The 13883-nt window shown below is 33.0% G+C and carries 15 protein-coding genes; all 15 read left to right on the top strand.

Going from position 1 to position 13883, the window contains the following annotated elements:
- Positions 1-8 precede the first annotated feature (8 nt).
- The 15 genes from dnaK to recO all read left to right on the top strand — a co-directional run bounded on the left by dnaK (position 9) and on the right by recO (position 13719).
- Positions 9-1835, top strand: coding sequence for a molecular chaperone DnaK (gene dnaK, locus HHH54_RS09120; RefSeq protein ID WP_198618533.1), 1827 nt, complete (start codon positions 9-11; stop codon positions 1833-1835).
- Between the two features lie 105 nt (positions 1836-1940).
- Entirely contained in the window at positions 1941-3077 is a 1137-nt protein-coding gene (dnaJ, locus tag HHH54_RS09115; RefSeq protein WP_198618532.1) for a molecular chaperone DnaJ, read from the top strand.
- Between the two features lie 3 nt (positions 3078-3080).
- Complete coding sequence (gene prmA, locus HHH54_RS09110) at positions 3081-4016, top strand: 50S ribosomal protein L11 methyltransferase (protein WP_198618531.1); 936 nt, start codon at positions 3081-3083, stop codon at positions 4014-4016.
- On the top strand, positions 4016-4762 hold the full coding sequence (locus tag HHH54_RS09105) for a 16S rRNA (uracil(1498)-N(3))-methyltransferase (RefSeq protein ID WP_198618530.1): 747 nt from the start codon (positions 4016-4018) through the stop codon (positions 4760-4762). The genes prmA and HHH54_RS09105 overlap by 1 nt, the downstream gene beginning before the upstream one ends.
- Before the next feature lie 4 nt (positions 4763-4766).
- A complete protein-coding gene (gene mtaB, locus HHH54_RS09100; RefSeq protein WP_198618529.1) occupies positions 4767-6113 on the top strand; it encodes a tRNA (N(6)-L-threonylcarbamoyladenosine(37)-C(2))-methylthiotransferase MtaB in 1347 nt (448 codons plus the stop codon).
- 238 nt (positions 6114-6351) lie between these two features.
- Positions 6352-6528, top strand: coding sequence for a 30S ribosomal protein S21 (gene rpsU, locus HHH54_RS09095; protein WP_002471046.1), 177 nt, complete (start codon positions 6352-6354; stop codon positions 6526-6528).
- A gap of 845 nt (positions 6529-7373) precedes the next feature.
- Entirely contained in the window at positions 7374-8054 is a 681-nt protein-coding gene (locus HHH54_RS09090) for an NfeD family protein (protein WP_432813807.1), read from the top strand.
- A gap of 20 nt (positions 8055-8074) precedes the next feature.
- Positions 8075-9076 carry a flotillin-like protein FloA gene (gene floA, locus HHH54_RS09085; protein ID WP_198618527.1) on the top strand — a complete coding sequence of 334 codons (1002 nt, stop codon included), beginning with the start codon at positions 8075-8077 and terminating at the stop codon, positions 9074-9076.
- Positions 9077-9091: 15 nt separating this feature from the next.
- The gene (locus HHH54_RS09080) at positions 9092-9685 is read left to right on the top strand and encodes a hypothetical protein (protein WP_198618526.1); all 594 of its coding nucleotides are present in this window, start codon (positions 9092-9094) and stop codon (positions 9683-9685) included.
- Positions 9686-9886: 201 nt separating this feature from the next.
- Positions 9887-10831 carry a PhoH family protein gene (locus tag HHH54_RS09075; protein WP_198618525.1) on the top strand — a complete coding sequence of 315 codons (945 nt, stop codon included), beginning with the start codon at positions 9887-9889 and terminating at the stop codon, positions 10829-10831.
- Between the two features lies 1 nt (position 10832).
- Positions 10833-11297, top strand: a complete 465-nt coding sequence (ybeY, locus tag HHH54_RS09070; protein WP_198618524.1) for an rRNA maturation RNase YbeY — start codon at positions 10833-10835, stop codon at positions 11295-11297.
- Positions 11294-11659 (top strand): diacylglycerol kinase family protein, encoded by a 366-nt coding sequence (locus HHH54_RS09065; RefSeq protein ID WP_198618523.1) that lies wholly within the window; start codon positions 11294-11296, stop codon positions 11657-11659. Before ybeY ends, HHH54_RS09065 begins: the two co-directional genes overlap by 4 nt.
- Positions 11643-12044, top strand: coding sequence for a cytidine deaminase (gene cdd, locus HHH54_RS09060; RefSeq protein WP_198618522.1), 402 nt, complete (start codon positions 11643-11645; stop codon positions 12042-12044). The genes HHH54_RS09065 and cdd overlap by 17 nt, the downstream gene beginning before the upstream one ends.
- Before the next feature lie 3 nt (positions 12045-12047).
- Positions 12048-12944 carry a GTPase Era gene (gene era / locus HHH54_RS09055; RefSeq protein ID WP_198618521.1) on the top strand — a complete coding sequence of 299 codons (897 nt, stop codon included), beginning with the start codon at positions 12048-12050 and terminating at the stop codon, positions 12942-12944.
- Between the two features lie 22 nt (positions 12945-12966).
- Positions 12967-13719 (top strand): DNA repair protein RecO, encoded by a 753-nt coding sequence (gene recO / locus HHH54_RS09050; RefSeq protein ID WP_198618520.1) that lies wholly within the window; start codon positions 12967-12969, stop codon positions 13717-13719.
- The last annotated feature ends 164 nt before the right edge of the window (positions 13720-13883 follow it).

Below are 13883 nucleotides of genomic sequence, written 5' to 3'. Positions count from 1 at the left end.
ATTTTAATATGAGTAAAGTAATTGGTATTGACTTAGGTACTACAAACTCTTGTGTGGCAGTTTTAGAGGGAGACGAACCTAAAGTAATTCAAAACCCTGAAGGTGCAAGAACTACTCCATCTGTAGTAGCATTCAAAAATGGTGAAACTCAAGTAGGGGAAGTAGCAAAGCGTCAAGCAATCACTAACCCTAACACAATCCAATCAATCAAACGCCACATGGGTACACAACATAAAGAAAATATTGAAGGTAAAGATTATACACCACAAGAAATTTCAGCTATGATTTTACAAAACCTAAAAAGTACTGCAGAAAGTTATTTAGGTGAAAAAGTTGATAAAGCTGTTATCACTGTACCTGCTTACTTTAATGATAGCGAACGTCAAGCAACAAAAGATGCTGGTAAAATTGCTGGTTTAGAAGTAGAACGTATTATTAACGAACCTACTGCAGCTGCACTTGCATATGGTTTAGATAAAACAGATAAAGATGAAAAAGTACTTGTATTTGACTTAGGTGGCGGTACTTTTGACGTATCTATCCTTGAATTAGGTGACGGTGTATTTGAAGTATTAGCAACTGCTGGTGACAATAAACTCGGTGGGGATGACTTTGACCAAGTTATTATCGACCACTTAGTTAAAGAATTCAAATCAGAAAACGGTGTAGATTTATCTCAAGATAAAATGGCATTACAACGTTTAAAAGATGCTGCTGAAAAAGCTAAAAAAGACTTATCAGGTGTTTCATCAACTCAAATTTCATTACCATTCATTTCAGCTGGAGAAGCTGGGCCATTACACTTAGAAACTACTTTAACTCGTGCTAAATTTGAAGAATTAGCACATGATTTAGTTCAAAAAACTATGGGACCTACACGTCAAGCTATGAGTGATGCTGGCTTATCAAATTCTGATATTGATGAAGTTATTTTAGTTGGTGGATCAACTCGTATACCTGCTGTTCAAGAAGCAATTAAAAAAGAAATCGGTAAAGAGCCTAATAAAGGTGTAAACCCAGATGAAGTTGTAGCAATGGGTGCTGCAATTCAAGGTGGCGTAATTACTGGTGATGTAAAAGATGTTGTATTATTAGACGTAACACCACTTTCTTTAGGTATTGAAATTATGGGTGGTCGTATGAACACATTAATCGAAAGAAATACAACAATTCCAACATCAAAATCACAAGTATATTCAACAGCAGCAGATAATCAACCTGCTGTAGATATTCACGTATTACAAGGTGAACGTCCGATGGCTTCTGACAATAAAACGTTAGGTCGATTCCAATTAACTGACATTCCACCAGCACCACGTGGTGTACCTCAAATCGAAGTGACTTTTGATATCGATAAAAACGGTATTGTAAATGTTACTGCTAAAGATTTAGGTACAAATAAAGAGCAAAATATTACAATTGAATCATCATCTTCACTTTCTGATGAAGAAATTGATCGTATGGTTAAAGATGCTGAGCAAAATGCTGAAGCAGATAAAAAGCGTCGTGAAGAAGTAGATTTACGTAACGAAGCTGACCAACTTGTCTTCCAAGTGGATAAAACTTTAGAAGATCTTGGTGACAATGTAAGCGAAGATGATAAGAAAGATGCTCAAGATAAAAAAGATGCTTTAAAATCTGCACTTGAAGGTGACGATATTGAAGACATCAAATCTAAAAAATCTGAATTAGAACAAGTAATTCAGCAATTATCAATGAAAGTCTACGAACAAGCACAACAAGCTCAACAAAATGCACAAGGTTCATCACAACAAGGTGATACTGTTGAAGATGCTGACTTTAAAGAAGTAGACGATGACGATAACCAAAAATAATATGTTATGAATAAATGACTATCATAAGTCGCTCAAAAGGGGCTAGGACATTCATTCGTCCCAGCCTCTTTTTATCCTTATAATAACTATAAAGGAGAGATTGTATTGGCAAAACGAGATTATTATGAAGTCTTAGGAGTTAGTAAAAGTGCTTCTAAAGATGAAATCAAAAAAGCCTATCGTAAGTTATCAAAGAAATACCATCCAGATATAAATAAAGAAGAAGGCGCAGATGAAAAATTCAAAGAAATAAGTGAAGCTTATGAAGTGTTAAGTGATGAGAATAAACGTGCAAACTATGATCAATTTGGACATGCTGGTGCCCAAAACGGCGGATTCGGTCAAGGTTTTGGAGGACAAGATTTCTCAGGTTTTGGCGGTGCTGGATTTGAAGATATATTTAGTTCGTTCTTTGGAGGTGCTCAACGTCAACGTGATCCAAATGCACCAAGACGTGGAGATGACTTGCAGTATACAATGACTGTAACATTTGAAGAAGCTGTTTTCGGTACTGAAAAAGAAATTTCAATTCGAAAAGAAGTAACATGTCACACATGTAATGGAGACGGTGCAAAACCTGGAACAAAAAAACATACATGTTCTTATTGTAATGGTGCCGGTCATGTTTCAGTTGAACAAAATACAATTTTAGGTCGAGTAAGAACAGAGAAAGTTTGTCCGGTATGTAATGGTACTGGTGAAGAGTATGAAGAAGCTTGTCCAACATGTAACGGTAAAGGTACTGAAACGAAGAATGTAAAACTACAAGTAACTGTACCAGAAGGTGTAGATAATGATCAGCAAATTCGATTGGCTAATCAAGGTGCACCAGGTGAAAATGGTGGCCCTGCTGGAGACTTATTTGTTATATTCCGCGTGAAACCTTCCGATAAATTTATCAGAGAAGGAGACGACATTTTATATAAACATAAAATAAGTTTTTCTCAAGCAGCATTAGGTGATGAGGTCAAAATACCAACTTTAAATAGTAATGTAATGCTTACAATTCCATCAGGTACACAATCTGGTAAACAATTCCGTTTAAAAGGAAAAGGTGTTAAAAACGTTCACGGATATGGCTATGGAGACTTATTTGTTAATGTTATTGTTGAGACACCAACTAAGTTAAATGATAGACAAAAAGAATTATTAAGAGAGTTTGCAAGTTTAAATGGTGAAAATTTAAATGAACATTCTTCTAACTTCAAAGATAAAGCAAAGCGTTTCTTTAAAGGAGAATAGCCTATGGAATGGACTGAGCTTTCTATCACTGTTAATAAAGAAGCAGAACAAATTACTTCTTCATTATTACAAGATTATGGTTCAAATGGTGTGGCTATAGAAGATTCAGAAGAAGTATTTAAAGAGCATGAAGATCGCTTTGGTGAGATATTTGACTTAAATCCGACTGATTATCCTGAACGAGATATTCGTATAAAAGCTTATTTTAATGAAACTCAATTTAATGATGAGTTGCTATCAAAAATTAATGCAGCATTAATGAATCATGATCTTGTAGATCCATCAATTCTTAAAATCGAGATGACTACAATAAAAGAGTCTGATTGGGAAAATGAATGGAAGCATTACTTTCATCCTTTCAAAGCGTCAGACAAATTTTTCATTGTACCGAGTTGGGAATTAGTTGAAAAAGACAAAGACTATTTATATATAGAACTCGATCCTGGTATGGCTTTTGGAACAGGGGATCATCCTACTACGAGTTTATGTTTAAAGGCATTAGAAAGAGTTTTAAAACCAAATCATCGAGTTATTGATGTTGGTACAGGATCTGGAATTCTAAGTATTGCATCCTATCTACTCGGTGCTAAAACAATAAAAGCTATCGATTTAGATGAAATGGCAGTAAAAGTAGCCAAGGAAAATTTTGAAAAAAATCATTGTCTTCATGCTATTCAAACTGATACAGGCAATTTACTTCAGAATGAGAATGGCACTTATGATGTTATTATCGCTAATATATTAGCTCATATTATTGAAAAGATGATAGAGGATGCTTTTACTCATCTTGATAATAATGGATTGTTTATTGCATCTGGAATTATTGAGGAAAAAGAGTATGAACTTGTGACTCAATTGAAAAATGCTGGATTTGAAATACATGAAGTTCAGCGCGATAGTGGATGGATTTGTATCATTAGTCAAAAGGTGGTTAAGTAATGCAACGCTATTTTTTAAATGAAAACGCTGAGATTAATCAGCGTTTTTTTATAACTGATAAGTCAGATGTACATCATATAAACAATGTAATGCGATTATCTAAAGATGATAATATAGTCGTTAATTTTTTAAATAAAACGTACAAATCAAAAATACTAAATGTGAACGATCAAATTGAAATCGAAACGATTGAAGCCCTTGAAATTAATACAGAATTTCCTATAAAAATTACTTTATGTAGTGGTCTTATTAAAGCTGATAAGTATGAATGGCTTTTACAAAAAGCTACAGAGCTTGGAGCTAGTCATTTCATTGCTACACAAATGGACAGATCTATAGTGAAATTAACAGAAGCAAAGGTACATAAAAAAATTGATAGATGGCAAAAAATTGTAAAAGAGGCAGCTGAACAAAGTTATCGTCAAATTATTCCAGATATAAAATACATCTCGAATTTAGATGCTATATATGATATGATAAATGAATATGATTATGTACTTATTGCGTATGAAGAAACAGCAAAAAAAGGCGAAAAATCAAATTTTAAGCATATTCTTCAAAATGTTAAAAAGGACTCACAAATTTTAATGATTTTTGGACCAGAAGGTGGATTTTCTGAAGAAGAAATTCATTTATTTAATGATAAAGCCACTTATATTGGCTTAGGCCCACGTATTTTACGGGCTGAAACAGCACCACTCTACGCGTTAAGTGCTTTAAGTTATGAAATAGATTTAATGAGGTGATGATATGTCAACAGTAGCTTTTCATACTTTAGGTTGTAAAGTAAACCACTATGAAACTGAAGCAATTTGGCAATTGTTTAAAGAATCATCGTATGAACGTGTTGATTTCGAACAGAATGCAGATGTTTTTGTAATAAATACATGTACTGTTACTAATACAGGAGATAAAAAAAGTCGTCAGATTATTCGACGTGCAATTCGTCGAAATCCAGATGCAGTGATTTGTGTTACAGGATGTTACGCTCAAACCTCTTCAGCTGAAATAATGGAGATCCCGGGTGTAGATATCGTTGTTGGAACGCAAGATCGTCATAAACTGTTAAATTATATAGATGAATATCAAAACGAACGTCAACCCATTAACGGGGTTAGCAATATAATGAAAAATCGTACATATGAAGAATTGGATGTACCATATTTTACTGACAGAACGAGAGCCTCATTAAAAATTCAAGAAGGTTGTAATAATTTCTGTACGTTTTGCATTATACCTTGGGCGCGTGGATTAATGCGTTCACGTGATCCAGAAAAAGTTATTGAACAAGCAACGCAACTTGTGAAATCTGGATATAAAGAAATAGTATTAACAGGTATTCATACAGGAGGCTATGGTCAAGATTTAAAAAATTATAATTTAGCACAGTTATTGCGTGATCTTGAGTCAGTTGAAGGACTAGAACGTATACGTATTTCTTCAATTGAAGCGAGCCAATTAACTGATGAAGTAATCAATGTATTAAAACAATCTAAGAAGGTAGTAAGACATTTACATGTACCATTGCAATCTGGATCAGATTCTGTACTCAAGCGTATGCGACGCAAGTACTCCATGGCTCACTTCTCTGAACGTTTACAAAAACTACATGCTGCGTTACCTGGGCTTGCAGTAACGAGTGATGTAATTGTAGGTTTTCCAGGAGAGACAGAAGAAGAATTTCAAGAAACTTATGATTTTATTGTAAGTCATAAGTTCTCAGAATTACATGTTTTTCCATATTCGTCTAGAATTGGTACACCTGCTGCACGAATGGATAATCAAATTGATGAAAATATCAAAAATGAACGTGTGCATAAATTAATTGAACTGAGTGATCAACTTGCTAAAACTTATGCATCTAGCTTTGAAAATAAAGTTTTAGAAGTAATTCCAGAAGAAAAGGGTTCCCGTGATGGTATTTTAGTTGGTTATGCGGATAATTATATGAAAGTGGAGTTTGAGGGCGACGAGTCATTGATTGGAGAGATTTGTAAAGTAAAAATTGAAAGATCTGGTTATCCAATCAATCAAGGTAAGTTATTAAGAGTTGTTGAACATGCATCAAACGACTCAGAAGAACAGGTTTTAGTATAAATACTGTATATTTATTTGTTCCAGTGTAAATTTTCTTGTTGACCGTATGTATATTTTAGATTATAATCTTAAGTAGCTGAAGATATTGCATTTCCGAAATGTTTAATCGTTTCGGAAATGTTTTACAAATTCTTAACTCATGAGTGAATGAATTATGTAAAAATGTAGATATACATGTTTTAAATAAGGAGATAAACATGTAGTAAGTTGTTTTACTTTCGGAGGGAGGGAAATAAAGATGTCTAAAACAGTAGTTCGTAAAAATGAATCATTAGAGGATGCTTTACGTCGTTTCAAACGTTCTGTATCAAAAAGTGGTACAATTCAAGAAGTTCGCAAACGTGAATTTTATGAAAAACCAAGTGTGAAACGCAAGAAAAAATCTGAAGCTGCTCGTAAACGTAAGTTTAGATAAAACGTTTATTGTTGAACTCCCTCAACAACAGTAGTGCCTATGATGTATATTTAAACTATAACCTTTCTAAGTTCTTTGCCAACGTTGATTGGTGAAGACAAAACGTACTAAGTTGCTATTTTTAGTGACTTGGTACGTTTTTTATGTTACTCTCTGTCAAATAGGACTGGTCAGCTCAATTAAGGAGGTTAGGCAACTTGCTGTTGCTTAACTTCCTTTTTCTTTTCTGATGCGAATAATTTTGAACTTAAAATGATTCTATTACGAAAGTGCTCATAATTTCTGTAACCAAACAAACTTTTTAAAAGAGTTTGATTTGGTTATTATTACATTCAATAGGACCATTCGTAAAATAGTCATGTTCTAATGTGTTAGTAACGAATGGTAGTTTTTAAATACAGTTTCCATAATTACTTGAACTTATTATATAAAGGGCGATTTTTGTTTTTAAAAGTATGCATAACTGAAACTCTTGCCATAATTAATGAGCGATTTAAAGAAGCGATTTGGTCATTCATATTAAGTACGCTAGACAACAAAAGAAGCCATGAATTCTATGTTTACTTTAATCCTTATTTAATAGTATACCGAGCTATACAATAAAGTTATAAAGCATTAATCAAAGCATCGCTGAATTTTAAACCATTAAAATCATACAAAATACAAACCATAACTATATTATGTAAACTTTAATAGTGATATGGTTTTAAAAACTTTTATTTAAGAGAGTGGAGGCTACAGAGTTTTTATATATTTATAAAAAATTATTGTACATCTATGACTTAATTGTCATATGATGTATACTAAGTTTAGGAGGTGGAGCTTTTATTTTGAGTGTGATACATATTTCAGTTTTTCTTTCCAGTCTGTCTGAACTTACACCATTAATTTTCATTAGCAAATGGATAACTTCTCAAGTTATTTCTTTGTTGTTAACATGCGTTATTTTTTTATCTTTTCTTATTCAAATTTATTCCAAACGTTTTAATTTTTCAGGTGTTATTTCAGTATTAGCACTCTTGTTACTCTTTCTTGGGTTTATTCTTCAAGGAGGGGTCTCTCTAATAACACTTTCCACATTTTTAATTGGTATTATACTGATTATCATTGAACTTTTTGTGGTTGGTGCAATACTAGGAATAATTGGCATGATTCTTGTTGTAATAAGTTTAATTACAATGGGGGATAATTTATCATTAATGTTCACAAATATTGTCGTTGCGCTAATACTATCCGTTATAGAGTGGGTGATTTTAGCGAAGTTTTTTAAAAAGAAAATAACGTTATTCGAGAATGTAGTTCTAAAGGATTCTACAAATAAAGAATCTGGTTATACATCGCACACTGACCGTTCGTATCTAATAGGGGCTATAGGTACAACACATACAGATTTAAGACCTTCTGGTATTATTTTAATAGATGATCAACGTATTGATGCAGTTTCAGAAGGGTCTTTTATTCCTAAGCAAACAAAGGTTAAAATTATTGAAGTTGAAGGGACTCGTGTTGTTGTTAGAGAAATTTAAACATAATAAGGAGTGATTAAATGTTTACATCAAGTTTTATTACATTTATCGTGATCGCTGTTTTAATTATAGTAGCGTTACTGATTTTATTTTCATTTGTTCCCGTTGGATTGTGGATTTCAGCTCTAGCGGCTGGAGTTAGAGTAGGCATAGGTACTCTTATTGGAATGCGTTTACGTCGTGTTTCACCACGTAAAGTAATTGGTCCTTTAATCAAAGCACATAAAGCAGGACTGCATCTTACAACAAATCAGTTAGAATCTCATTATTTAGCTGGTGGTAATGTCGATCGTGTTGTTGATGCGAACATCGCTGCTCAGCGCGCTGATATTGACCTTCCTTTTGAAAGAAGTGCAGCGATTGACCTAGCTGGTCGAGATGTTTTAGAGGCTGTTCAAATGTCAGTTAACCCTAAAGTTATCGAAACGCCATTTATTGCTGGTGTTGCAATGGATGGTATTGAGGTTAAAGCAAAAGCCCGTATTACCGTACGTGCGAATATTTCCCGCTTAGTCGGTGGTGCTGGAGAAGATACAATCATTGCACGTGTTGGCGAAGGAATAGTTTCAACGATAGGGTCTAGTGATAAACATACAGAAGTATTGGAAAATCCTGATAATATCTCTAAAACAGTTTTAAGTAAAGGGCTAGATTCAGGAACTGCATTTGAAATTTTGTCAATTGATATTGCCGATGTTGATATTAGTAAAAATATCGGAGCCGATCTTCAAACAGAACAAGCTATTGCAGATAAAAATATCGCCCAAGCAAAAGCTGAGGAAAGACGTGCTATGGCCGTAGCTCAAGAGCAAGAAATGAAAGCTCGCGTTCAAGAAATGCATGCTAAAGTTGTTGAAGCTGAAGCTGAGGTACCACTTGCTATGGCTGAGGCTTTACGTTCAGGCAACATTGGAGTCAAAGATTATTATAACTTAAAGAATATTGAAGCAGACACTGGAATGAGAGAAGCAATTAATAAAAGTACTAAACCAAGTGATAATACACCAAAAGCAGATCAATAATTTCGAGGTGATATAATGAGTATTGGTACAATAATTTTTGTCATTACGGTAATCATTTCTATCATTAGTGCGATGAGTGATAAAAGCCATGAAAAAAGACAAAAACAAAATAAATCTAAACCTTTATCAACTCCTAAATCATCTCAAAACAAAGAAAGCTTTCTAGACAAAGTTGAACGTAAAATTGAAGAATTTGAAACTGAAATAACAGAAGATTCACCTCAAGAAGAGCGCAAAACAGTTCAAAAACCTCAAATGAATCAATCTAAACCTAATATTGAAAAGGTTGAAGAATATAAAAAACGTAATAAAGAAAATATTGATTCACAAAGTAATTCAGACTTAGAAAATTTATTACAACATCAACTCACTAATCTAGAAAATGAACTAGATAGAGAACACAAGAAACGTAAACAATACCTTGAGAAAAGGGCATTAGCTATATTAAATGATAAACATTTATCTAATCGAACAAAACGCTTAAAATTGCAACAGTTAACCCGTAAGGACTCTAAGCAATTATCAGGGCAAAATCTTGTTTTCTCTGAAGATCCTGTAGTTAATGGTGTAATTTGGTCAGAAATTATTAATAAACCTAAAAGATTATAAAAATTTATAAATAAAGACCATTATAGTGTGACAATAGTCCCATTGTAATGGTCTTATTTATATTATATTCCGACTGTGAGAATAATTGTTAAGTCACATACTGCATAACATTTCGTGGTATAATGATACTGCATTAATGATTGCAACAAACAATTTAAATTTGATACATTTAACTTAACTATATTGTAAAGGAGCTATTTTATGCCCGGAATCATTCAAATTGATGATATTCATCAAGCACAAGCTTTATTAGGAAATAATGATGAACATATTAAACTCCTTGAAGAAGCATTTGAAGTGACAATTCATGCGAGAGGTCAAGAAGTAGCTGTAAAAGGTACTCATTTAGAAGATGTTACGAATGCAGAAGATGTCTTACGTAACCTGTTGAAAGTGATAGAACAAGGGGCTACTATCACTGTTAAAGACGTACAAGCAGCAATTAAGATGGCTAAAAATGGCCAAGTGGATCATCTCATTGACTTGTATGAAGAAGAAATAACCAAAGATGCTTTTGGTAAAACAATACGTGCCAAAACTATGGGGCAGCGCATGTATATTCATGCTATGAAAAAAAATGATTTAGTTTTTGGTATAGGGCCTGCAGGTACAGGTAAGACGTTCTTAGCTGTTGTTTACGCTGCTAAAACTTTAAGAGCAGGTAAAGTTAAGAGAATCGTATTAACGAGACCGGCTGTTGAAGCTGGAGAATCTCTAGGCTTTTTGCCCGGCGATTTAAAAGAAAAGGTTGATCCATATTTAAGACCATTATATGATGGCTTGCATACTGTATTAGGTGCTGAACAAACTGCTAGATTAATTGAACGAGGTGTTATAGAAATCGCACCACTTGCATATATGCGTGGACGTACGTTAGATGATGCTTTTGTAATTTTGGATGAGGCACAAAATACGACACATGCTCAAATGAAAATGTTTTTAACACGATTAGGTTTCGGTTCTAAGATGGTGGTTACTGGTGATCAAACTCAAATCGACTTACCTAAAGGTGTTAAAAGTGGGTTAATTGAGGCAGAACAACGATTAAAAGGAATAAAAGGTTTAAGTATTCAACATCTTGATGGTACAGATGTAGTTCGTCATCCATTAGTTAGTCGTATTATTACAAAATATGAGGAGGAGTAAAATGTTCACCATTGATTTTAGTGATCATACTGAAAGCGTAGATAAAAAATGGTATGAACACATACGGAGCTTGTTAGAATTTGCAAAATCTAAAGAAGGTATTGATCAAGATGCTGAATTATCTGTCACATTTGTAGATAAAGAAGAAATACAAGCAATAAACCGTGATTATCGAGATAAAGATCGTGTAACAGATGTGATATCTTTTGCATTTGAAGAAGAAGAGGATACTTTTCAAGGAATGGATATTCCTCGTGTCTTAGGTGATATAATTATTTGTACAGATATCGCTCGTGAACAGGCTCAACAATATAATCATTCGTTTGAACGTGAATTAGGATTTTTAGCATTACATGGTTTTTTACATCTATTAGGTTACGATCATATGACAGATGAAGATGAGCATCGTATGTTTGGAAGACAAAAAGAAATATTAAATGATTATGGCTTAACTAGAGATTCATGAATCGATTTAAATACGCTATTCATGGATGTTTTACACTATTAAAAAAAGATGCGAATTACCTGTATCATTTGATAATATCTATTATTGTTTTAATTGTTGCTACTTATCTTAATCTAAGTTCATTACAATGGTTGATGTTAGTACTTGCTATTTTTTTAGTTTTAATTACCGAAGCTATTAATACTGCAATTGAATACGTTGTTGATTTGATTACTAGTGAATACCATCCATTTGCAAAACATGCAAAAGATATAGGTGCTTTTAGTGTCCTATTGGCTTCCATATTTGCAGTAATCGTTGGTTTAGTGATTTTTTTACCAAAAATAATTAAATTAGGAGAACTTTATGGAATATACAAATAAACGTTATGAAGAAGTTAGAAAAGCTCAACAAAAAGCATATGCGCCTTATAGTGGATTTAAAGTTGGAGCCTATTTAATTACAAAAGATGGGCATACTTTTCATGGAGCAAATGTAGAAAACGCTGCTTACCCATCATGTATTTGTGCAGAACGTTCTGCACTTGTTTCTGCAATTTCACAAGGATATCGTCCTGGTGACTTTGAATCTATTACAATTACAGTTGATAGTCCATCTTTAGCTTCCCCATGTGGTACATGTCGTCAGGTTATGAAAGAATTATGTGATGGAGACATGCCTGTGTACATGACAAATCAAACAGGAGAGATGCGCGCTTCAACTGTAGATCAACTTTTACCTTATGGTTTCTCAGGAAAGGATTTATAGAAGATGACACAATTTAAATCAGGTTTTGTGACGATAATAGGAAGACCGAATGTAGGTAAATCTACCTTCGTTAACCGAGTAGTGGGACATAAAATTGCTATAATGTCTGATAAAGCTCAAACAACTCGAAATAAAATTCAAGGTGTGATGACTGAGGATGATGCTCAAATCATCTTTTTAGACACACCTGGGATTCATAAGCCTAAACATAAATTAGGCGATTACATGATGAAAGTTGCTAAAAATACTTTATCAGAAATAGATATAGTTATGTTTATGGTAAATGTAAATGAACCAATTGGACGTGGGGACCAATATATTATGGAAATGCTAAAGAATGTAAAAACACCTGTTTTTCTAGTATTAAATAAAATTGATTTGATTCATCCTGATAATTTACCTTCAATTATTGAATCTTATCAATCTCACATGAAATTCGATGAAATTATACCAATATCTGCATTGGAAGGTCATAATGTAGATCATTTCATTTCAATTTTAAAACAGTACTTACCAGAAGGACCAAAATATTACCCAGATGGTCAAATTTCCGATCATCCTGAACAATTCGTGATTAGTGAATTAATTCGTGAAAAAATATTAGAAACAACATCCGAAGAAATTCCTCATTCTATAGGAGTTCAAGTTGAACGTATGATTCGTCAAAATGAAGATCATGTTCGTGTTGAGGCAATTATTTATGTTGAACGTGATTCTCAAAAGGGAATTGTTATCGGTAAGGGTGGAAAAAAACTCAAATTAATAGGACAACGTGCAAGACAAGATATTGAATATTTACTCGGCTCTAAAGTTTATTTAGATTTATGGGTGAAAGTTCAAAAAGATTGGCGAAATAAATCTAAATTTATTAAACAAATGGGTTATGTAGAAGACGAATAAAATAATTTAGGATGGTGATAATGTGCTTGTTAAACAAAAAGGAATCATCATCAAAGTTGTAGATTATGGTGAATCTGATAAAATTATCACTATTTTAAATGAATATGGTGTTAAAGTTCCATTAATGGTTAGACGTGCAAAAAAAATAAAATCAGGTTTACAAGCTACAACTCAATTATTTGTATACGGACTATTTATATTTAATAAATGGCGCGGAATGGGGACGTTAAATACTATCGATGTTATTGATTTAAATTATGATATAAGAACAGATATTTATATCAATAGTTATGCGAGTATGTGTCTTGAAATAATCGATAAGGCACTTGATGATTTAGAATCTAGTCAAGAATTATACGACTTGCTTGTATTTTCCATCAAACGTATACAAGAAGGTATATCGGCACAATTAATTTCAAATATTGTACTTCTAAAATGCATGAAGTATTTTGGTTTTCAAGTCAATCTAAACCAATGTGCGATTACTCATAATCAAAATCCCGCCCATCTTGCTGCTTATAGTTTTAAATATAATGGAATCATATCAAAAGAAGTACTTTCTTTTGATGAACACGCGTTACCATTGTCAAATAAGACCATCTATTTAACCAATGTTTTACTTAATCTGCCTTTAAATAAGATCAATGAAATTCGCATTAACCAAGACATTATAACGGAAATGTCTTCATTGCTATTGATGTTATATCGTGAATATGCGGGTATTTACTTTAAAAGTCAACGATTAATCAATCAACTTAAACGATTAGAATCATAAAATAAATTATAAAAGCGCAACTACTATGGAAGATAACGGCTCTTTGTCAACGTCGGTTGGTGAAGACAAAACGTACTAAGTTGCTATTTTTAGTGACTTGGTACGTTTTTTATGTTCACTTACAAACATCCTAGAAATAACTAATATTCTATTTCTGAAATTAT

This window comes from Staphylococcus canis, from assembly GCF_016238445.1.
Classification (GTDB): domain Bacteria; phylum Bacillota; class Bacilli; order Staphylococcales; family Staphylococcaceae; genus Staphylococcus; species Staphylococcus canis.
Note: the sequence above shows the minus strand (reverse complement) of the source record. Positions and strands in the feature narration are given on the sequence as shown.